20 protein-coding genes are annotated in these 22,364 nt (G+C 44.8%); 3 read left to right on the top strand and 17 right to left on the bottom strand.

The annotated features are described in order from the left end of the window. Positions 1 to 63 precede the first annotated feature (63 nt). From dtd to ACQKNS_RS13005, 6 genes are all read right to left on the bottom strand, one after another. Entirely contained in the window at positions 64 to 507 is a 444-nt protein-coding gene (gene dtd, locus ACQKNS_RS13030) for a D-aminoacyl-tRNA deacylase (RefSeq protein ID WP_427643409.1), read from the bottom strand. Between the two features lie 15 nt (positions 508 to 522). Continuing rightward, complete coding sequence (locus ACQKNS_RS13025; RefSeq protein WP_063232898.1) at positions 523 to 2,721, bottom strand: RelA/SpoT family protein; 2,199 nt, start codon at positions 2,719 to 2,721, stop codon at positions 523 to 525. A 319-nt stretch (positions 2,722 to 3,040) separates the two neighbouring features. Further along, on the bottom strand, positions 3,041 to 3,553 hold the full coding sequence (locus ACQKNS_RS13020; RefSeq protein ID WP_034308789.1) for an adenine phosphoribosyltransferase: 513 nt from the start codon (positions 3,551 to 3,553) through the stop codon (positions 3,041 to 3,043). Then, complete coding sequence (recJ, locus tag ACQKNS_RS13015) at positions 3,544 to 5,919, bottom strand: single-stranded-DNA-specific exonuclease RecJ (protein WP_427643407.1); 2,376 nt, start codon at positions 5,917 to 5,919, stop codon at positions 3,544 to 3,546. The genes ACQKNS_RS13020 and recJ overlap by 10 nt, the downstream gene beginning before the upstream one ends. 137 nt (positions 5,920 to 6,056) lie before the next feature. Continuing rightward, complete coding sequence (gene secDF / locus ACQKNS_RS13010) at positions 6,057 to 8,318, bottom strand: protein translocase subunit SecDF (protein ID WP_427643405.1); 2,262 nt, start codon at positions 8,316 to 8,318, stop codon at positions 6,057 to 6,059. Positions 8,319 to 8,513: 195 nt separating this feature from the next. After that, positions 8,514 to 8,819 (bottom strand): post-transcriptional regulator, encoded by a 306-nt coding sequence (locus tag ACQKNS_RS13005; RefSeq protein ID WP_427643403.1) that lies wholly within the window; start codon positions 8,817 to 8,819, stop codon positions 8,514 to 8,516. A gap of 170 nt (positions 8,820 to 8,989) precedes the next feature. Here ACQKNS_RS13005 and spoVB point away from each other — a divergent pair, with 170 nt between their 5' ends. Beyond that, complete coding sequence (gene spoVB / locus ACQKNS_RS13000) at positions 8,990 to 10,552, top strand: stage V sporulation protein B (protein WP_427643401.1); 1,563 nt, start codon at positions 8,990 to 8,992, stop codon at positions 10,550 to 10,552. 28 nt (positions 10,553 to 10,580) lie between these two features. On the opposite strand, the gene ACQKNS_RS12995 is transcribed toward spoVB, so the two are convergent. Then, positions 10,581 to 11,261 carry a DUF421 domain-containing protein gene (locus ACQKNS_RS12995; protein WP_427643400.1) on the bottom strand — a complete coding sequence of 227 codons (681 nt, stop codon included), beginning with the start codon at positions 11,259 to 11,261 and terminating at the stop codon, positions 10,581 to 10,583. A 97-nt stretch (positions 11,262 to 11,358) separates the two neighbouring features. Here ACQKNS_RS12995 and ACQKNS_RS12990 point away from each other — a divergent pair, with 97 nt between their 5' ends. Next, positions 11,359 to 11,802 carry a TIGR04086 family membrane protein gene (locus ACQKNS_RS12990; protein WP_427643398.1) on the top strand — a complete coding sequence of 148 codons (444 nt, stop codon included), beginning with the start codon at positions 11,359 to 11,361 and terminating at the stop codon, positions 11,800 to 11,802. Between the two features lie 46 nt (positions 11,803 to 11,848). Here the strand turns inward: ACQKNS_RS12990 and yajC are convergent, their stop codons facing one another. The 10 genes from yajC to safA form a co-directional block, all read right to left on the bottom strand. Further along, on the bottom strand, positions 11,849 to 12,133 hold the full coding sequence (gene yajC / locus ACQKNS_RS12985) for a preprotein translocase subunit YajC (RefSeq protein WP_192205936.1): 285 nt from the start codon (positions 12,131 to 12,133) through the stop codon (positions 11,849 to 11,851). A 42-nt stretch (positions 12,134 to 12,175) separates the two neighbouring features. Beyond that, the gene (gene tgt, locus ACQKNS_RS12980) at positions 12,176 to 13,315 is read right to left on the bottom strand and encodes a tRNA guanosine(34) transglycosylase Tgt (RefSeq protein WP_427643396.1); all 1,140 of its coding nucleotides are present in this window, start codon (positions 13,313 to 13,315) and stop codon (positions 12,176 to 12,178) included. A gap of 36 nt (positions 13,316 to 13,351) precedes the next feature. After that, positions 13,352 to 14,380 carry a tRNA preQ1(34) S-adenosylmethionine ribosyltransferase-isomerase QueA gene (gene queA, locus ACQKNS_RS12975; RefSeq protein ID WP_076364998.1) on the bottom strand — a complete coding sequence of 343 codons (1,029 nt, stop codon included), beginning with the start codon at positions 14,378 to 14,380 and terminating at the stop codon, positions 13,352 to 13,354. A 38-nt stretch (positions 14,381 to 14,418) separates the two neighbouring features. Then, positions 14,419 to 14,625, bottom strand: coding sequence for a DUF2905 domain-containing protein (locus ACQKNS_RS12970; protein ID WP_034308809.1), 207 nt, complete (start codon positions 14,623 to 14,625; stop codon positions 14,419 to 14,421). Beyond that, entirely contained in the window at positions 14,622 to 15,620 is a 999-nt protein-coding gene (gene ruvB, locus ACQKNS_RS12965) for a Holliday junction branch migration DNA helicase RuvB (RefSeq protein ID WP_048683716.1), read from the bottom strand. Before ruvB ends, ACQKNS_RS12970 begins: the two co-directional genes overlap by 4 nt. 11 nt (positions 15,621 to 15,631) lie before the next feature. After that, complete coding sequence (ruvA, locus tag ACQKNS_RS12960; RefSeq protein ID WP_427643393.1) at positions 15,632 to 16,246, bottom strand: Holliday junction branch migration protein RuvA; 615 nt, start codon at positions 16,244 to 16,246, stop codon at positions 15,632 to 15,634. Positions 16,247 to 16,530: 284 nt separating this feature from the next. Continuing rightward, the gene (locus ACQKNS_RS12955; RefSeq protein WP_427643392.1) at positions 16,531 to 17,040 is read right to left on the bottom strand and encodes a BofC C-terminal domain-containing protein; all 510 of its coding nucleotides are present in this window, start codon (positions 17,038 to 17,040) and stop codon (positions 16,531 to 16,533) included. Positions 17,041 to 17,141: 101 nt separating this feature from the next. Further along, the gene (locus ACQKNS_RS12950) at positions 17,142 to 17,741 is read right to left on the bottom strand and encodes a YhcN/YlaJ family sporulation lipoprotein (RefSeq protein WP_427643390.1); all 600 of its coding nucleotides are present in this window, start codon (positions 17,739 to 17,741) and stop codon (positions 17,142 to 17,144) included. A 102-nt stretch (positions 17,742 to 17,843) separates the two neighbouring features. Beyond that, positions 17,844 to 18,791: a phosphotransferase gene (locus ACQKNS_RS12945; protein ID WP_427643389.1), complete on the bottom strand. Its 948-nt coding sequence runs from the start codon at positions 18,789 to 18,791 to the stop codon at positions 17,844 to 17,846. Continuing rightward, complete coding sequence (gene safA, locus ACQKNS_RS12940) at positions 18,781 to 21,156, bottom strand: SafA/ExsA family spore coat assembly protein (RefSeq protein ID WP_427643387.1); 2,376 nt, start codon at positions 21,154 to 21,156, stop codon at positions 18,781 to 18,783. Before safA ends, ACQKNS_RS12945 begins: the two co-directional genes overlap by 11 nt. A 311-nt stretch (positions 21,157 to 21,467) precedes the next feature. Between safA and ypfJ the strand changes: the two genes are divergently transcribed. After that, positions 21,468 to 22,313, top strand: a complete 846-nt coding sequence (gene ypfJ / locus ACQKNS_RS12935; RefSeq protein ID WP_427643385.1) for a KPN_02809 family neutral zinc metallopeptidase — start codon at positions 21,468 to 21,470, stop codon at positions 22,311 to 22,313. The last annotated feature ends 51 nt before the right edge of the window (positions 22,314 to 22,364 follow it).

Raw genomic sequence — 22,364 nt, 5'->3', positions numbered from 1 at the left:
GCCAGCTTCACATCGAAGCTGGCTTTTCTCACTTACCCCAACAAAAAAACCTGCCGCAGCAGGTTATTTTTTGCTTTCAAGTATTAATGTAACGGGACCGTCATTAGTTAGCTGGACATCCATCATGGCACCGAATTGACCTGTTTCCGTATGGACGCCTTTCTTGCGGAGTTCCTCGTTAAATGCTTCATATAATTCATTCGCCTCTTCAGGACGGGCGGCGTCCATGAAGTTAGGTCGACGGCCTTTACGGCAATCGCCATATAAGGTGAATTGTGAAACTGATAAAATCGAACCTCCCACATCCAATAGTGAATGGTTCATCTTTTCATTTTCATCTTCAAATATTCTTAGATTGACTATCTTATCCGCCAAATAGGCGGCGTCATCGTTGGTATCCCCATGGGTGACACCAACCAACAGGACGAGCCCGCTGTCGATTTGCCCGATTACTTGGCCTGCGACAACGACTTTTGCCGCTTTGGAACGTTGTAATACTACTCGCATGGCAATAAAAACTCCTTAGTTCATTATCCTTCTGACGGAATAAACATCTGAAATTTGTTTTATGCGGTCGACGACTTTTTGTAAATGGGCAATGTTATGGATATAAATCGACATGTGAATGGTCGCCACCTTATTCCTGTCAGATTTACCCGAGACCGCTGAAATGTTGGTCTTGGTTTCATTGACGGCTTGCAGCACTTCATTTAATAAGCCGCGACGGTCATAGCCGCTGATTTCAATTTCAACGATGTATTCCTTGCGTTCATTAATCGTACTTTCCCATTCAACCGGTACAAGGCGATGATCGGCATCCCCGCTATCCAGGTTCGGGCAATCTTGTCTATGAACTGAAACTCCACGGCCTTTGGTTATATAACCAACGATCTCGTCCCCTGGAACTGGGTTGCAACAGCGTGATAAACGGATTAGCAGGTTATCGATCCCCGGAACCTGTACGCCTGAGTCACGTTTTTTAGATGTATTGGAGAAGGTTTTCAGATCGGCTACAGCTTCAGAAATATCCGCTTCTTGCTCGACCATTTTCTGCTTACGCCATTTTTCGGTAAGGCGGTTAGCTACCTGAAGGGCTGTTATTCCGTTATATCCGACTGCTGCATACATATCCTCTTCATTCAGGAAGTTGAATTTATCCGCAACACGCCTGATATTCTCGGCAGTCAGGATTTCCTTCAGGTCGAACTCCATATCCTTGATTTCCTTTTCAACAAGCTCTTTGCCTTTTTCGATATTTTCTTCGCGGCGCTGCTTCTTGAAAAATTGGCGGATCTTATTTTTCGCTTGGGATGTTTGCGTTAGTTTAAGCCAATCCTGACTAGGACCATATGAATGCTTCGATGTCAATATTTCTATGATGTCGCCAGTCTTCAGTTTATAATCCAACGGTACCATTTTCCCGTTCACCTTGGCACCAATCGTTTTATTACCGATTTCCGAGTGGATCCGGTAAGCGAAATCAATCGGGTTGGAACCTGATGGCAGTTCGATGACATCGCCTTTTGGAGTGAAAATGAATACCATATCTGAAAAAAGATCTATTTTAAGGGATTCCATGAATTCCTCGGCATTAGTCGCATCATCCTGGAATTCAAGAATTTCCCGGAACCATGTCAATTTTTCTTCCAGTGAAGGCTGTTCCCCGACATCTTTTCCCTCTTTATAAGCCCAGTGCGCGGCAACCCCGAACTCGGCAATGCGATGCATATCGGAAGTACGGATCTGCACTTCCAGCGGATCGCCTTTCGGTCCGATCACCGTTGTATGGAGCGATTGATACATATTCGGCTTCGGCATCGCGATATAGTCTTTGAATCGGCCAGGCATCGGCTTCCAGCATGTATGGATGATCCCTAAAACGGCATAGCAATCTTTAATGCTATTGACGACGATCCGAACTGCAAGCAAATCGTAAATTTCGCTGAACTGCTTATTCTGCAAAGCCATTTTTCGATAAATGCTGTATATATGTTTCGGTCTGCCTGAAAGGTCAGCCTTAATGTTGACTTCCTCAACGTTTTTACGCACTTCATCAATGACTTCTTCCAGATACTTTTCACGTTCTGCACGCTTTTTCTTCATCAGGTTGACGATCCGGTAATACTGCTGAGGATTCAAATACCTTAGTGCAGTATCTTCCAGTTCCCATTTAATCGTGCTGATTCCAAGACGATGGGCAAGCGGTGCGAAGATTTCCAACGTCTCATTCGATATCCTTCTCTGCTTTTCCTGCGGAAGATGCTTCAATGTCCGCATATTATGCAGTCTGTCAGCAAGCTTGATCAAGATGACCCGTATATCCTGGGCCATCGCCACGAACATTTTCCGATGGTTTTCCGCCTGTTGCTCCTGCTGTGATTTGTATTTGATTTTACCTAATTTGGTCACGCCATCCACAAGCATGGCGACTTCAGGACTGAAATTTTCTTCAATATCCTTCAAAGTGATCTCCGTGTCTTCAACAACATCATGTAAAAAACCTGCCGCAATGGTTGCAGGGTCCATTTCAAGATCAGCCAGAATGCCCGCCACTTGAATCGGATGAATAATATACGGCTCTCCCGATTTACGGAATTGTTCTCGGTGAGCATACTCTGCATACTTAAACGCTCTATGGATAAATTCAGCTTCTTCCGGCTGAAGATATAAGCTGGCCCGTTCCACAACCTGCTCGGCAGTCAATATTTGATCATTAGCCATTTAATCACCTTAACCCCACTTTAACTGCCACCGGATATGATCCGGATTGAGTATGATTGGTAGCACTTCCCTTTATTCTGCAAAACGTGACAATTTTTGCGAAAAAAAATAAATCCGCTTAAACGGATAAAAGTGCAAATAAACTTATTAGCAGAAAAACTCTTTATTATTACTATTATCGAAAAAAAAGGCAAGGATGTAAAGAGTTAAACGTGTATTTTATTAAGAATAGTGCATTTTTTCACTGGAAATTCGACAAAATCCAGCTAAAATGAGTGAAAACAGAAAAAGAGCACCCTCGTAGGAGTGCTCTCGTTTATTAAAAGCTCATTAATGTCAAAACATCATAGCCGTCCAGTTTATCTTTACCATCCAAGTCGGTCAATTCAATAAGGAATGCAATCCCTGCTACAATTCCGCCAAGCTGTTCAACCAATTTGATCGTCGCTTCGATTGTTCCCCCGGTAGCAAGCAAATCATCCGTGATCAGGACACGCTGTCCCGGTTTGATGGCATCTTTATGGATTGTCAATACATCCTTGCCATATTCCAAGCCATATTCGACTTTTATCGTTTCACGTGGAAGTTTTCCTTCTTTTCTCACTGGCGCAAAGCCCACTTCCAATGAGTATGCGACTGGACATCCGATAATGAATCCGCGTGCTTCAGGCCCTACCACCAAGTCGATATTCTTATCGCGTGCGTACTCGACGATTTGGTCTGTTGCGTATTTATAAGCTGCGCCGTTATCCATTAATGTTGTAATATCTTTGAAGACAATACCCGGTTTTGGCCAGTCTTGCACAATTGTTACATATTGCTTTAAATCCATTGCTTTGTTTCCTCCTCAAGGTCTGTTGCCTCATGAACTAAATAATGATTGAACCAATCGAATAATTGCTGATAGGAAGAATAAACAAGCTCTTGTTCAAGCTCAAATTGCTCTTTCTTTCTTGTATACGATTCAGATTCACTGAGATCGCGTTTTTTCGCATTGGTTGTGAGCATAATTAACCCATTATCTATTGTAACAAAATCAAGCTCAAAAAACACCTTAGAAATGAAATCCACTGTATCTCTTGACCAGCCGCGGTATTTGGCCAGGTCATCACCGTATCTTTTCACGTCCAGCGGACCCTTTTTGGCAAGGAAGGCATAGAACCATTTAAAATGATCCCTTGTTGGCATCGTACTTAAGAAATGATCCTGTTCATGGAAAAAGTGAGCGTAGATACGCGAAGGGATCTTATTGGCAATCACCCGTTTCAAATATTCCCTGGACGGCGGCATGTCCATAAACGCCAAATGACCTTCGAAGCAGTCGAGCTGCTCAGCATCCAGTTCATTCTTGATATGAACAAGATCTGGATGGTTTTGCAAAAATGGGTATCTGCGATAAATATCTTCCGAGAAAATGACGATTTTCCGGTTTTGTACAGGGATGTCGGCAAGCCACTTCTCTGCCTGTCCCTTGCCGCGGTAATCGAATAACTGCCAATGGTTTACCGAGACATCCTGGACAAAGATCTGGGGCTTTTTCATATTATTCCACTCATTGATGGAAAGCTCGCCAATAATCGAGACTTGAGCGTGCGGAGCTATTTCATCGACAAAATGGCCGAGACCGAAGCCCACTCCGTCAAGTTTGTGATTTTCACCATCTTCCAGCTGGACCTTCAAGTGATTTTGGTTGGCACCAATTTTGCGGACACTTGAAAGCTGGACGGAATCTATCAAAATCTTCGGCTTCGGATTCGTAACCCCAAATGGAGCCAGCAAGCTCATTTCCTGAATCGTTTGAATGGATACTTCAGCTAATGTCGTTGCCCCGTCCAAGTTTGTAATGGGTGTGAAGTCCTCTTCGTTCAGTTGTTCCTTCGCAATCAAGTTCATGCGGTCCCTGAGCTCCTGAACATCTTCAATTTTCAAGGTCATTCCAGCCGCCATCGGATGGCCACCGAAATGCGGCAGCAATTCACGGCAGGCGGAAAGACTTTGAAAAAGATCGAAACCGGCGATGCTCCGAGCAGAACCTTTAGCTAATCCCTTTTCACTGTCATAGCTCAATACAATCGTGGGACGGTAAAAGCGTTCAACAAGTTTAGAGGCCACAATCCCGACAACTCCGGCATTCCAGCCTTCCCTGCCGATAATGAGCACACCATTGGACTCAGGCGGGAAGTTCTCCTCGACTTCAGCAATCGCCTCTTTGGCCATTGCCGCAACCATTTCCTGTCGTTCTTTATTGATATCATTGATTTCATTGGCAAGTTCAATCGCTTCTTCCAGACTTTGTGACATCAATAAATCGACGGCGGGATCGGCATCTCCAAGGCGCCCGACAGCATTGATCCGCGGTGCCATCGCAAAGCCGATCGATTCTTCATTCAATGCTTCCTGCTGAACATTCGCCACTTTCATTAAGGCAACAAGTCCCGGGCGGCGCGTCAAACGTAACTGCTCGATGCCTTTGGCGGCAATGACGCGGTTTTCCCCTTGTAAAGGCACTAAATCCGCTATCGTGCCGATTGCCGCTATCTCAAGCAAATCCTCAGGCAATTCCCCAAGCAAGGCGTGTGCCAGCTTAAATGCGACCCCTACTCCGGCAAGCTCTTTAAATGGATAGGCACTGTCCTCAAGTTTAGGATGGATGATTGCCAATGCCTCAGGCAGTTCCGGTCCCGGTTCATGGTGGTCGGTCAAAATATAATCCATGCCAAGCTCGCCGGCAAGTTTCGCTTCATCGACTGCAGATATTCCGGTATCGACGGTTATCAGCACCTTCACCCCTTGCTCGGCTGCAAGGCGGAACGCCATCGGATTCGGACCATATCCTTCTGTAAACCGATTCGGGATATAAAAGTCAACATCGGCCCCCAATCTCGTCAGCGCCGTCATCATCACTGTGGTCGATGTCACGCCATCCGCATCATAATCACCGAAAATACGTATTTTTTCTCCATTTTGAATGGCTTCTCTTATTCTATATACTGCTTTATCCATATCCTTCAATAAAAATGGATCATGAAAAGTTTGATTTTTTACAAATAAAAATGATCGGGCACTTTCAATCGTTTCCAGGCCTCGATTCACAAGCAGGGCTGCAACCAAAGGTGTGATATGAAGCTCTTCAGCTAGTACAGCAACTTTGTTTTCATCGGCAGTCCGTAAGTTCCACCGGGTTTTTGGCTTTAACATTTATTCACCCCTCAACTTACTCATTATACAAAACGAATATACCAGTTTCAATTTTATTTTAAACTCATAATTGGCTGTAATTCCCTGTTTGACCCAACAAAAAGAAGGCTGGCACCATGCCAGCCCCCTCTCACCTATTAAACTTGTCCTTCAAGACTTTGTTTCTTTTCTTTCGCGGTATTCAGCGGACCTTTCTTCTTCAATTCCCTGATTTTCAAATCAAGCCAGAATTGGGAAGCGATCAATAGCGATGAATACACGCCGCAAATTAAACCGATAAACAGGGCAATCGAGAAGTTACGGATAGCTTCACTGCCGAAGATCATCAACGCGATGACCGTGATGAGAACGGTCAGGACCGTGTTAATGGATCTCGTCAAAGTTTGCCTGATACTGATGTTCACAATGTTCTCAAGTTCTTCAGCGGTTTTGATTTTACGGCTGTAGCGCAAGTTTTCACGAATACGGTCAAAGGTTACGATCGTATCATTTATCGAATAACCGACGATCGTCAGAACCGCAGCAATGAAGGTGATATCCACTTCGAGCCGGAGCAAGCTGAAAATCGTGATGATGAAGAAGGCATCATGTATGAGCGCGACCACGGCAGGTACGGCCATTCGCCATTCAAATCGTATCGATACGTACAATATGATTCCGATTGAGGCGATGGCTAACGCATACATGGCATTTTTAGCAAGCTCTTTTCCTACAGTCGGTGATACGGTGCTGACATTCGGTTCCGCTCCGTAATCCTTCTTGAAATGGTCCTTCAATTCAGCGATTTCCTGCTTATCGAGGACACCGACTGTCCGAACGACAGCATTTTTATTGTCTTGGCCGGCGAGCCTGACATCCTTGATATCATCCGCGTCGATACCGACCTTTTCCATTTCGGTTTTGACTTGCTGAGTCGTCAAGACGTCTTTGGACGCAACCTCGATTCGGGTACCGCTCGTGAAATCAATCCCAAGATTCAATCTGAAGACGAGCAGGAAAATGATCCCGATGATGGTGACACCGATTGAAAGGCCATAAAAAACTTTCCGGTGTTTGACGAAATCGATTTTATCAAAGCGTGTTGGCAATGACATTAAATCCATTTTCTCGGATAAATCGTGAATGTACTTCTTCTTCACTCCAAACCACGATGCACGTTTGTCCAGGAACCCGCTATTCACCCACAGGCTCATGAAGAGGCGTGTACCATAGACGGCTGTAATGAAACTCATTAAAATCGAAATGATCAAAGTGGTGGCAAACCCTTTAACCGAGCTTGTTCCATAATAGAACAGAACAGCCGCAGCCAGCAAAGTCGTTAAGTTGGCATCCGTGATGGTGGCAAGTGAATTCTTGGTACCTTCTTTATAAGCCGCTTTAACCGATCTGCCAAGTTTCAATTCATCCCTGATCCGTTCATAGGTTATGATATTGGCGTCGACGGCCATCCCGACCCCGAGTACCAATGCCGCAATACCAGGCAGTGTAAGGACCGCATTCATCCAATCAAACACTAATAGCGTCAAGAAAAGGTATATGCTTAAAGTGACGACCGCAATGAATCCCGGGAAGCGGTAATACACAAGCATGAAGATAAAAACAAGTGCAATTCCGATGATGCCTGCAAAAATGGTATCATTCAGTGCACCTGCACCGAACTGGGCACCTACAGAAGTGGAATACTTTTCTTTTAAATCTACAGGCAAAGCACCTGCATTCAGAAGGGCTGCGAGCTCTTTCGCTTCTTCCACCGTGAATTGACCGGTAATGTACACCTTCTTCGTATTGAACACTTCACTGACAGCCGGAGCGGATATCATATTGTCCTGTGAGGCTGTATCCTTAATGGAATCTTTTCCTTCCTCGAAATCCAACCAGATTGCAAGTACATTCGTCGGACTTTGCATAGAGGATATTTTTTGAGTGATGCCCTTAAATTTATTTACGTCTTTCAATGTGACTTCGACAACCGGTTTATTATCCTGGAACGTTTGTTTCGCGCCGCCTTCTTTAAGGTCGGCACCGGTCATCATTTCCTTATCGTTGTAGTCACGGAAAGATAATTTAGCTTGTGTCGAGAGGATTTCGCGAGCGTTGTTTTGGTCTTTGACCCCAGCCAATTGAACGCGGATCCGGTCTTTCCCTTCGATTTGAATGTTAGGTTCGCTAACGCCCAAAACATTGACACGCCGCTCAAGTGAGCTTACTGTAGCCCGTAAGACATCAGGGGTGATCTTTTCCCCAGACAGCGGTTTTACTTCATATAACACTTCAAAACCGCCTTGAAGGTCAAGACCCAGCTTGATATCCTTTAGGATTCCTTTTGAAGTCGTCCCCATCGCTGCGAAAATCAATAATGCGATTAGAAAAAACGCAACGATCCTGCTTCTTTTTACCATTATGTAGTAGGCCCCTTTCTATAATACGCCTGTTCCTGAAGTTAAAAAAACTTTCATTTTTAGTTTAAATGATAACTGCATACCCATTGCTTCTTGAGAAAAAGGACAAAGCTTCCCTGCTTTTTCCAAAAAAAGCATGACCATATCTATTATGAGTCATATACAAACTGCTGTCAATTTAAGTATATCTTTGCGTTATTCTTTAAAAAGTTCCTTCAGTTCCTCTTCGGAAAGCGGCTCAATTAGGTTTGGAGATTTATATGCTTCAACCATTTGGAAGGTCATGAACTGGTTGCTCGAAAATGTCGCGATATCTGCGACAAGTTCATGTATGTGGATGTTTTCCTGAGGCCGCTTCCATTTATTTTTGGTTAAGGTTCCCCAAATGTCTTCCTCCGTTACGGCATTCAATCCGACCATTTGGAATTCCTCACGCTTGCTCTTCAAAAATGGACGTACCTTTAGATAATACCTTTGATAGGGATGATTCTTTTTTGCCATCACTTTGCCTCCAGTAAAAATGATTCTCAAATAAATGCGCATTTTCTTAGAAGGGTTTCGATCATTTGTTAGAACGCAAACAAACACTTTTGTCATGCTTTGTCCAAGTACAAGCATATAGATAATTGTATAGCATAACCGCTTTTTTGAGAAGGCAGGGAGGGAGTTCAATGTCCAAATTTTTAAAAGGGACGCTGATTTTATTAATAGCAAGCCTGATTACAAGGGTTCTTGGTTTCATTAACCGCATTGTCATCGCCCGCTTCATCGGCGAAGAAGGCGTTGGTTTATATATGATGGCTTTACCGACCCTCTTTCTCGTCGTGAATATAACCCAGTTAGGCCTGCCAATCGCCATTTCGAAATACGTGGCTGAGGCCAATGCCAGAGGTGATGAGCGGAAAATCAAGAAAATCCTTGTCGTCTCTTTGGCCTGCACCATCACTCTATCGATGATTTTCACTCCTGCGATGCTGCTTTTCGCGCCGGTTCTCTCAGATTACCTATTCACTGACGAGCGGACGGTATGGCCGCTCATGGCGATTGCCCCTATCGTACCGATCATCGCCGTCTCATCCGTACTGCGAGGTTATTTCCAAGGCAAGCAAAATATGAAGCCCTTCGCTTTCTCACAAGTTATCGAACAGGTGGCCAGAATCACTTTCATAGCCGTCCTGACGAAGGCCTTTTTGCCATATGGAATTGAATATGCAGCAGCCGGTGCGATGTTCGCATCGATTATCGGTGAACTTGTATCTCTCTTCTACTTATTGACCAGCTTTAAAATAAAGAAACATTTTAAGTTCAGAAAGGGTTTCTTCAAGAATGTCAAATCCGGAAAAGGAACGTTCACGGAATTGATGGGGATTGCCCTTCCTTCCACCGGAAGCAGGATGATCGGATCGGTTTCGTGGTTTTTCGAACCGATAGTGGTCGCCCAAAGTTTGGCAATAGCCGGAGTCACCGCAGCCGCAGCCACCAGTCAATACGGGGAGCTGACGGGGTACGCACTGCCTTTACTCATGCTTCCGTCTTTCGTTACATCATCATTGGCGACGGCACTTGTCCCGGCAGTGAGTGAAGCCCGTACGACCGGAAACTTTTCACTCGTTGAACACAGGCTTCAGCAGGCCCTGAAAATCACCTTTATCACAGGCTGTTTAGCTATCGTCATTCTGTTCATCTTTGCCGATCCGATTTTACAAGTCATGTATGGCTCTTCGCATGCCGCTGTTTTCATTAAATTCCTGGCACCTTTTTTCATCCTTTATTACTTTCAATATCCGCTGCAATCCATGCTGCAAGCACTGGATCTTGCAAAGGCCGCAATGTTCAACAGCCTGGCTGGGAACATCCTTAAAATCGGTGTGATCTGGCTGCTTGCGTCAAAGGAAAGTTTCGGGATCATGGGTGCCGCCATCGGGATAGCTGTCGGTACGATGCTCGTTACCTTCCTGCATTTTTCAACCGTGCTGAAGGTCGTTCCTTTCACACTTCATTTCCGCAGCTATATATCAGCTTTGGTCCTTGCTTTAATCTCAGGATGGGGCGGTTATTATCTTTATCAATTCCCGCTCTCCCCACTGCCGCTTGGCCCACGGCTTTTGTTTTCCGTGACGGTCGTTATCCTGCTGTTCACATTTTTCCTGCTCATGACCGGCAGTATAAAAAAGGCGGATTTGATCAGGATTCCTGTAGTGGGCGGCTTTTTATCAAAATTCGCTTGGAAATAAAATGAACCGAAGCATTAAAAGGCTTCGGTCATTTCTTCGTTTCATTTTTATCGATATAAAATTGGCCATCTATGTACCCACAAATCGAAATCTCTTTAATCTTCGTTACTCCCAGCTTTTTCAACTGGTGCCGGAGCCAAAAATGATTTTTGCCAATTCTATCGAGATTCCTCTCCTGTATCTCCCCGTCAATTATAAGGGGATAAGGTGTTTCCTTGGTTTTAGACCTTTTGCCTTTAGTATTCTTGATGATCGAAAGCTTCCCGGTAGATTCGAGGATTGCGAATTGCACCTCATTTAAATCATTAATTCCCTGTTCTCGCAGCTGGGTCAATAAATCATCGAAAGTATATCGTTGCTTACGCATCGCTTTTTCATCTATTTTTCCTTGATTGATGATGATCTGCGGCGTACCGTCCACGATGTTTCGAAATCTAATGCTTTTCAATGAAATGAAAGCCAATATTATTTGGATGAAAGCAAGAACGAACATCGGAATGATTTGCCTGAAGAATGGTCTATCCAAATCTTCAAAGGATAGAACAGCAATGTCCCCGATCATGATGGATACCACTAAATCAAGAATGCTCAATTCCCCAACTTCCCGTTTACCCATCATTCGAAAAAGGATTAAGATGACTAGATAGATCACTGTTGTTCTAAAAATAATAGCCAGGATATCCACTTCAATACCACATCCTTCATCCATAGCATGGCTTGGGAACTGAAAAATTACTCTATATTCTTTTCTAATTTTGCGGGAAGCTCCTTAAACGTGGTCTAAAGGTTCGATATCGGGAATATGCTTGTACAAACACATAAACAGGCTATACGTATCAGCCTTTCAAAAAGGAGGAATACCCATCGAAACTAAAAAAATGAGTGTCGCCGTAATTTATGGCGTAGGCTCCATCTTTGCCATAGCGATGATTGCTAGTTTAATCGTTTCCATCCTTCTTCGTTTTACATCACTGACGGAATCATCCCTGACATACGTGATCATGATCGTGTCCTTTTTATCGCTGTTCATTGGTGGATTCATTTCAGGAGGCAAAGGGAAAAAGCAAGGACTATTCCTTGGCGGGAGCACTGGGATGCTTTATCTGTTGGTCGTGTTCCTTTTTCAATATTTAGGCCACGATGCCCTTTTCACCATCAAGCAATGGATATACTACGGCTGTTTTGTGATTACGGCCATGATGGGCGGCGTACTTGGGGTCAACATGAGTTCCGATTCCCGCACCGATTAAAAAACACAGCAAAAAAACCGGGCACATGGCCCGGTTTTCGTTTGTTTTATACGGATACTTCTTTATTCGGTGCGCTTTCCGTAATTTCACGGATTGCTGCACGGTCAAAAGTCAGTTTTGTGCCGTCTGGTGATTTAATGACGATTTTCAAGTCATCGATTGCATCGATTGTTCCGTGCATGCCGCCGATAGTAGCAACTTTATCACCTTTTTTCAAACTGCTTTGCATGTTTTGCGTAGCCTTTTGGCGTTTTTGCTGCGGGCGGATCAATAAGAAATAGAACAATACGAACATTAAAATCAACGGAAGTATTTGTGTTAAAGAACCCATTTTGTATATTCACTCCTTTCGTTCATTAAAATATTTATGGAATTAGAAGTTTCTCGCATTTGGTTCATTGAAACCATACTGCTCAAAAAACTCTTCCCTAAAGTCTCCAAGACGATCTTCTCGAATAGCTTGTCTGACCTGTTCCATCAAGTTTAACAGAAAATGAAGATTATGGTAAGTAGTAAGGCGAATCCCAAAGGTTTCTTCACATTTAATCAAATGGCGGATATATGCCCGGCTATAATTCTTGCAAACATGGCAATCGCAATTTTCATCGATTGGACCGAAATCGCGTGCATACTTCGCATTTTTCACAACCAGCCGCCCATTGCTCGTCATGAGCGTGCCATTACGCGCAATTCGCGTCGGCAGTACACAGTCAAACATATCGATACCGCGGAGTGCACCGTCGATCAATGAGTCCGGTGAACCGACCCCCATAAGGTAACGCGGTTTGTCAGTTGGCAAAAGCGGACTTGTAAACTCAAGGACGCGGTTCATGATATCCTTCGGTTCCCCTACGGATAGTCCTCCAATAGCATAACCCGGGAAGTCAAGGGAGACAAGGTCTTTTGCACTTTGTTTGCGAAGATTTTCAAACTCCCCGCCTTGAACGATTCCGAACAGCCCTTGGTCATGCGGGCGCTCATGTGCCTTCAAACAGCGTTCTGCCCAGCGCGAAGTCCGTTCTACCGACTTCTTCATATACTCTTCAGTCGCCGGAAATGGCGGACATTCATCAAATGCCATCATAATATCGGAGCCAAGCGCATTTTGTATTTCCATCGCTTTTTCCGGAGATAAAAATAATTTATCGCCATTCAGGTGGTTCCTGAAATGCACGCCCTCTTCTTCAATTTTGCGGAACTCGCTCAAACTGAAAACTTGAAAGCCGCCTGAGTCGGTCAAAATCGCCCGATCCCAGTTCATGAACTTATGCAATCCGCCGGCTTCCTTGATTATTTCATGCCCCGGACGCAGCCATAGGTGATACGTATTGCTCAGGATGATGCCTGCCCCCATTTGTTTCAAATCTTCCGGGGACATCGTTTTGACAGTAGCCATCGTTCCAACCGGCATAAATGCCGGCGTTTCAAAAGAACCATGCGGCGTATGGACCCGGCCTAGCCTTGCCCCTGTCTGTTTACATGTTTTGATTAACTCATATCGTATTGCAGTCAACGCAATAACTCCCTTCAAGAGCTTCACACTCTTATATTACTTAATTAACATTGCATCTCCAAAACTAAAGAACCTGTATTTTTCTTCCACTGCCGTTTCATAGGCATGAAGGACATGCTCCCTGCCTGCAAGTGCAGAAATAAGCATGATTAAAGTCGATTTGGGTAAATGGAAGTTCGTTATCATCGCATCGATCCCTTTGAACTCATAACCAGGATAAATGAAGATGCTCGTCCAGCCATTCTCTTCCTTGAAAACCCCATCATTGCGGGACGCAATCGTTTCCAATGTCCTTGTGGACGTTGTGCCGACCGTAATGATTTTCCCGCCTTTACCTTTCACGTCATTCAGCAATCTGGCTGTGCCTTCCGTCATTTGATAAAATTCCGAATGCATTTCGTGGCTGTCAATATCGTCGACACTTACCGGACGGAATGTACCAAGCCCAACATGCAGCGTGATGAAGGCGATGTGCACACCCATCCCTTTAAGTTTCTCGAGTAAATCCTCCGTAAAATGCAGGCCAGCGGTAGGTGCCGCTGCAGATCCCCGTTCACGTGCATATACCGTTTGATAGCGATCCTGGTCGTCCAGCTGTTCCTTGATGTATGGAGGTAACGGCATTTCGCCAAGCTTCTCCAGTATTTCATAAAATATGCCGTCATATTTAAATTCAAGGATTCGGCCGCCATGCTCGAGCACGCCTGTACAGACGGCACTCAGCTTACCATCGCCAAAAACGATTGTCGAGCCTTCTTTAATCCGTTTGGCCGGCTTCACAAGCGTTTCCCATACATCATCATGCTCTTGCTTAAGCAGCAATACTTCAATTTTTGCACCGGTTCCTTCTTTACTGCCGTATAGCCGGGCCGGAAGCACCTTCGTATCATTCAATACCAGGCAATCTCCCGGTTTGATATATTCCGTGATATGGCTGAATACATCATGCTGTAGCTTACCGGTTTCTTTGTCCAGCACCATCAATCTGCTGGCTTCCCTATCTTCCAAAGGAACTTGGGCAATCAGTTCCTCAGGTAAATGAAAATCAAACATATCCAATTTCATCTGTTCCACTTCCTTACGTGTCTATCAAGCTGTAATCATTATTTAAAACGGCCGATCAAATAAAAAATGGCGGACAACACAACACTGACGATGATTGATGTAACGATAGGAAAGTAAAACGTCGTATTCCCCTTTTTCAGAAAAATATCCCCCGGCAGCCTGCCGAGATGAATATATTTCATCGCAAAACCAATCACGAATATAATCACACCCAGTATCATAACCATCTTTGGTATATTCATCATTCAGGCATCTCCATGCCGAAATGCTCATAAACTAGCTGTGTTGCCATCCGGCCTCTTGGGGTACGCTGAAGAAAACCGACTTGTAACAGATATGGTTCATACACATCTTCGATCGTATGTGCTTCTTCGCCAATCGTGGCCGCAATCGTTTCCAGGCCCACTGGTCCGCCACGGAATTTTTCAATGATCCCTTTAAGTAATTTATGGTCAATATGATCGAGTCCTAAACGGTCGACCTGCATTAATTCAAGCGCATAATCGGCAAGCTCGGCCGTTATCGTACCATCACCGCGCACCTGGGCGAAATCCCGGACCCTCCGTAAAAGCCGATTGGCAATTCTCGGGGTGCCCCTTGACCTTCTTGCAAGCTCGGCCGCTGCTTGACCATCCATTTCCGTATCCATGATTCTTGCTGTACGGATGATGATATCAGTCAAATGGTTTTCCGTATAATATTCAAGGCGGCTCAAAACGCCAAAACGGTCCCTGAGGGGTGCAGACAATGAGCCTGCACGTGTTGTGGCCCCTACGAGGGTGAACGGCGGCAAGTCGATCCTGATCGAACGGGCTTCAGGTCCCTTACCTACCACAATATCCAGACAGAAGTCCTCCATTGCCGGATATAGCACTTCTTCAACGACCCGCGGAAGACGGTGAATCTCATCGATGAACAAGACATCACCTGGTTCAAGGGCACTCAAAATGGCCGCCAGATCTCCCGGCCGCTCAATGGCGGGACCGGAAGTCGTGCGGATATTTACACCCATTTCATTGGCGATGATGACGGCAAGCGTCGTTTTCCCAAGACCAGGCGGTCCATATAAAAGTACATGATCGAGCGTTTCTTCACGCATCCTTGCCGCTTCGATGTATACACTTAAATTCGCTTTCACTTTATCCTGTCCGATATATTGCTTTAAGTTTTGCGGCCGCAGGCTTTGTTCAAAGGACAGTTCGTTCAGATCGGCTTCCTGATTGAATATTCTCTCCTCCATTGCGCCACTCCTTATCTTAACATCATTTGCAATGCTTTCTTAATATATTGCTCGGTCGTCATATCTTCAGCCTGCAATTTCTTGGCGACCTTTTGGATTTCCTTTTCAGAATAACCAAGGGCCTTCAATGCAAGAATGGCTTCATCCAATTCCTCCGTATAGCCATTTGGACTGAGTGCAGCCGTGACGCCTTCGTTAAACAAGTTTGGAAACGCATCCGGAATAATGTTCTCAAGTTTCCCTTTTAAATCGAGAATCATCTGCCTTGCCGTTTTCTTTCCGACTCCCGGGAATTTCACCAAAAATGATTCATCTTCATTTTCGATTGCCTGTACCACCTGATCAACTTTGCCTGAAGCCAATATGGCTAGAGCGCCCTTCGGCCCGATTCCGGTTACATTCAATAATTTTGTGAATAATGCCTTTTCTTGACGAGTCTGAAACCCGTATAATGCAGCCATATCCTCACGAACATAATGATACAAGAAAACTTGAATTTCTTTCTGGTTTTGAGCGGAAAAAATAAAAGGATTCGGTGTCATCACTTGATATCCGATCCCCCCATTTTCCACAACTATGTATTCAGGCCCAATATAATCGACCTTGCCTTTTATATAATCATACAAATGAATTCTCTCCCTGATTTTGCTGTACCTCTCATTTTATCATAAAAAGGGGGTGTTGTTCATTAAAAGTTATTTAGCAGGCCCAAAGCCTATTACATTGAAGGATATCCCGTTTTATTACAGTCAAAGGGGGTTCTATCTGAATTTTAACAAGGTGATTGGAACCGCAGAGGGGGAAAGCGGGTGCCTGGAGGCAACGTCCAAATTGTCAAACCAAAAAAAATGTAGACAAACCGATTTTCATCTAGTTTATCTACAGTCTGGAGGATTGGTGCCATCCCATCCTAGTTTACCGAATATGGCTCATATTCTTTTATGAGCTGTTTATATTGGTCTTTATTCATGATCGGAATCCCTTTTTGGAGTTCCTCCTGCTTGTATGCTTCAAGTTTACCTATGTCTATTTGGTAGAAAGTATGAATGATTTTGGCGTGTTCGGGCCTTCCGATAAAAATGGATAACGTACCATCTTCCCTCATCCCAAGGTAACCGTTCGCTTTTAAAAGAGGAGATATGTCATTTTCAATTTTCTTCATGACAATCTGCTCTTCATTTTGATCGACCACTTTCCATCCTTCATATTTTGACCAAAAGTCCTCCATCGACCAAATTGTTTCTGTCAATTTCTCTTCACTTAATTCGCCATCCAGATACATACGCTGAAGAATGACCTTCCTTTCAATAGGATCATATTCCTTTTGAACGGTTTCTTCGGCAAAAACGGTTAAGCAAATCGGCAATATGAAAAGCGACATGAAAAATTGGATTCTAAGTTGATTAATCAATATATTCACCTCTTAAGGCGTTTACTTTTTATGTAGTTTGACCCCAAATAAGGATTATTAACCAGAAAAAAATCAAAAAGAGCTGACTCCAAATCGGGTCAGCCCATTCATTATTTCAAGTGATCTTCGTGAATGTTAAGGTTATCGAACATGTCATTGGCATCCAAAATGATCATTTCCCTCGTATCGCCATCCCGAAGATTGTTATCAAGTGTCATCGTCCTGAAATAGACACCTTCATCGGTGGTTACATAAAGGGTACGGCCATTGGTAAGGGGCCCGATTTCCTTCTTGATTCTTTCTTTAACACCATTTGCTTGGCTGTAGTCATCAAGACGCAAGGCTACCAGCATTTCATCTTTCATGATGATCGTCCTGGCATCGATGACATGATTCACTTTCTTGGCGATACCATTTACTTCATCGGCAAAAGCGCCTTCATAAGAATTATAATAAGAAGATTTTGCCTTAAGCGGTTTACTTTCATGTCCATGGTAGTTACGGTCACTCTTACTGTATGCATCATCTTTATCGTATAAACCTTGCACCATATTCTCATAATTGATGTTGCGTACCAATGCATCTTTTTCATGGTACCCTGTATCATTCGTGATATTTTCATTTTCCGCTGTATCATTATTAGCACATCCAACCAAACTGACGGCGGCCAATACCGTACAAAGCGGATGTGCCCATTTTATTTTCTGCACCAATAACCCTCCCATTGCAATAGAATGAGCTATATTCCGCTCATAATTAGCATGGGTGTCGAGTGGGAAATGTACTCTGTAAGATACGGCCAAAAACCCGTTTTAATTCCTATTAAGGGAAGTTATCCTTTCCGCCAGTTTTTCATTCATCTCCATCCGCTTCGAAAAACCTTCCACGGTCATTTTCCAGACCGAATGAAGCTGGGATGAACTTTTATTAAGACGATTCCATTCACGGAAAATATCGGTAGGATAAGTTAAAGCATATAAAAAGGCCAGGTCTGACTGATACCTTTGCAATTGCGGAACTTCCCACAGTTCGGTGGCCGCATCATCCAAATGAGGCAAAATACGATTTGCATACTGTAAATAATCAATGCACCTCGGGGCATTCGCCATTAAGTCAAAATCGATTAACGTCAAAGTGCCGTCCGCTCTCCGCAAGAAATTATGGTGTGCACAATCTCCATGAATGATGACTTTCTTTTCCTTATTCCATAAAGACTGGTTTTTATCAAACCCCTCTAGCGACCATTCCCCCCACCTAATCCATTCCTTGATAATATCTTCGGAAACATATTGGCGGACATAAGAAAAGTTCTTTTTAAATAATGATAAGCGTTCTTTCCACTTTTTTGATTGATTGAACACAGGGGCGTTAATGGAGATATGTTCCGACACATCATGGAATCTTTCCAGTAGCTGAATGCCCTCTAAGCGGTTCTTATGATTGGAGTATCTGAATTTTTTCTTACTCGGGGGAAAATAGTCCATACTGCCATACCATTTCCCTTTAAATTGAAAGGGCATTAAATTCTGATGAATATAATACGTTTGATGGAATCCCTTTTGTTTTAACAAAGAAGTCAATTCCCTTTGCCGATCCCATTTTTCAAAACTGTCGAATCCTTTAAGGATCATAGGATGACCCTTTTCAAAAGTTAATAAATAGACACTGCTTTGAATATGGTGGACATGCTTTGGCTTACGATTTAAATAAGAGAGGAGACGAGTGTTAAAAACACTGTCTCCTTGATAATTAGTAGTCATCGCTTTCATCTACATATGTCGGAATCCCAAATGTATCAGGTGCACGAACGCCCCCGAATTGGCCTGGCTGGCCTCCCATTTGTCCAGGTAACATAGCTTCCGGCTGACCACCGAGCCGACCGCGCATCATGTCCGGCTGACCGCCAAATTGTCCCGGCATCATACCTGGCTGGCCTCCATTTTGGCCGCCCATCATCATGTCCGGCTGACCGCCGAATTGTCCCGGCATCATACCTGGCTGGCCTCCATTTTGGCCGCCCATCATCATGTCCGGCTGACCGCCAAATTGTCCCGGCATCATACCTGGCTGGCCTCCGTTTTGGCCGCCCATCATCATGTCCGGCTGACCTCCGTTCTGGCCGCCCATCATACCTGGCTGACCTCCGTTTTGACCGCCCATCATCATGCCTGGCTGACCTCCGTTTTGACCGCCCATCATACCTGGCTGGCCTCCGTTCTGGCCGCCCATCATACCTGGCTGACCTCCATTTTGACCGCCCATCATCATGCCTGGCTGACCTCCGTTTTGACCGAACATCATACCTGGCTGGCCTCCGTTCTGGCCGCCCATCATACCTGGCTGACCTCCGTTTTGACCGCCCATCATCATGCCTGGCTGGCCTCCGTTCTGGCCGCCCATCATACCTGGCTGACCTCCGTTTTGACCGCCCATCATACCTGGCTGACCTCCGTTCTGGCCGCCCATCATCATGCCTGGCTGGCCTCCATTTTGGCCGCCCATCATCATGCCTGGCTGGCCTCCGTTCTGGCCGCCCATCATCATACCTGGCTGGCCTCCGTTCTGGCCGCCCATCATCATGCCTGGCTGGCCTCCGCCTCCGTTCTGGCCGCCCATCATCATGCCTGGCTGGCCTCCGTTCTGGCCGCCCATCATCATGCCTGGCTGGCCTCCGTTCTGGCCGCCCATCATCATACCTGGCTGGCCTCCGTTCTGGCCGCCCATCATCATACCTGGCTGGCCTCCGTTCTGGCCGCCCATCATCATGCCTGCCTGACCTGGGTTTTGGCCGCCCATCATCATGAATCCGCCAAATGATTCTTCTGACTCATCATCATATTGGAATGGCATCTCCATTCCCATCTGAGACTCTTTCGGTGACACCCCTTGGTACGGGGCCTGCTGCTGGGATTGGACGGATTGATATTGGTGATAATCTGGATGGTGATGTGCATTGGCATCCATTTTATTGTTCCCTTGATATTGCCCCTTCACATTCGGCCCATACGTTCCAAGTAACCCCTTATTGCAGCCGCAATCCTCCTCATCCTCACCGGCAGGCTGGGAATAATGCTGAGGGAAGTTTTGATTGTATGAAGTAGGCGATTCTGGTGACTCATAATCTTGTTGCATATATGAACCTGCTACTTGAGCTTGTTGATTCATCCCTCCATAGTAATGGTGCGGAACCGGTGCGGAGGCTTGATATGGATAATGTTGCTGGCTTGTTGCATTCATGCTCGCCCCTTGGACGAATCCTTGATCCATCATTGGCATGTCAGGAGATTCTCCCCAAAAGTCAGAGCTCTCTTCCATCATTTGATATCCTTGTATGTCCGGAGCCGCCTGATACCCTTGTGCGCCTTGATATGGTGCTTGCATGCCTTGCATTTGTGCCCAAGGTGGCGGCTGAATACAATAACCGCTTCCAGGCAAGATTGGCGTTACTGGAATACAATCATCCACCGGCTCACTATATTCCTGGGCTGGCTGAACAGCTGGCTTTTTCTTCTTCTTCTTGGTTACTGCAGGCTCTTCTTTTTTCTTTGGTAATGGTGGTGGTGCTGGTGGCTTTTGCACACTCATATTAGTCATGTTGACCATATAATAATTATTGATGTCGATCTCCGGAATCACTGGCATGGGCACCGGCACTTCTTTTGGAACGATTACTTGCTTTTCTTTAATGATCGGCTTTGGCTGAACGATCTGCTGCTCTTTCTTAACTGGCTGTGGAACGATTTGCTGCTCTTTTACTGGTTTTTGAATGATTGGTTGCTCTTTTACCGGCTGTTGAAATTTTGGCTGCTCTTTTATCGGTTGTTGAAATTTCGGCTGTTCTTTAACGGGTGGTTTTTGCATAATTTGCTGCTCTTTCATAGGTGCTGATTGAGGCGGGTATTGGATTTGGGATTCTTTCATTCCAGGCTGAATATTCACATTTGGTTTACCCGTTTCTTTTATTACAGCTCCGGATGTCCCTGGTATTTTAATTTTCATTCCGGGCATCATCATGTCCGGGTTGCTCAATTGCGTGTTCACTTTTTTAAGTTCTTCAAAACTGACGCCGTATTTTTTGGCGAGTTTCCAAAGGGTATCGCCTTTTTGGACTATATGAATTTTCACGCTGTTAACCCCTCCTGTGCATATGTCCATATATTCTATGAAGCAGTGGGTGAATTGCTATTATTTTTATCATGAAAACTTATGCGTGAAAAATGACTTTTATGATTAAATCAATGATTTAGGGACATAGAAGCTACTTTTATTTAAGAGGAAATATACTCTATAAAAAGGAAATTCACCCCTTTGAATTCCATTCCTGGGACGCTTCTTTGAGGCTTCTGTCTAAACTCAGGGAAATCCGGGTATAAGAAAGTAAATGACCTAAGGCTTTGTCTTCAGGTACTTATCTTACATCCCTGGGGGGAATAATAATGAAATGGAAAGGTAGACAGGGCAGTACGAACGTCGAGGACAAAAGAGGAATGAGCGGAAAAGGCATGGCCGGAATCGGCGGAGGGGTCGGATTGGTGATTGTCTTGATCATGACGCTCCTTGGCGGGAATCCAAGCGAATTGCTAGGCAGCTTGAATTCCACTGAATCGAACAATGGCGGCACTTATGTCGAAACTGATGAAGAGAAGGAACTTGCGCAGTTCGTATCAGTCGTCCTTGCAGAAACGGAGCAGGTCTGGACAGAAGAATTCCGTAAAAATGGACTGGAATATAAGGAACCGAACCTTGTCCTGTATTCGGGCAGTGTCGAATCGGCATGCGGGACGGCAGCTTCTTCTGTAGGGCCATTTTATTGTCCGGGTGACATGAAACTATATATTGACCTCAGCTTTTATCAAGAGTTGAAGCAAGAATTCCAGGCACCCGGGGATTTCGCAATGGCCTATGTCATTGCCCACGAAGTCGGACATCACGTTCAGACACTTTTAGGGACAACGGAAAAGGAAATGCCCGATCGTTCAAAGGTCAGTGAGACCGTATATAATAGGTTTTCTGTCCGACTTGAATTACAGGCCGATTATTTGGCTGGAGTTTGGGCACATCATGTCCAAGGAGAGAATTTACTTGAAGAAGGCGATCTTGAGGAGGCCTTGAATGCAGCAAGTGGTGTGGGGGATGACCGTATCCAAGAAAGGGCACAAGGGTACGTGGTGCCAGACAGCTTCACGCATGGTACTTCCGAACAGAGAAAACGGTGGTTCAATAAAGGATTTAAATCGGGTGATATGAATGAAGGCAATACTTTTAAAGCGAATAACCTTTAAATTTCTAAGCTGTTTCGATTACATAAGAAAAAGGGGGTCCAATCCCCCTTT

It is taken from the genome of Peribacillus sp. NPDC094092, assembly GCF_050279365.1.
Taxonomy (GTDB): Bacteria; Bacillota; Bacilli; order Bacillales; family DSM-1321; genus Peribacillus.
This window is presented reverse-complemented; position numbering and strand designations above follow the sequence as displayed.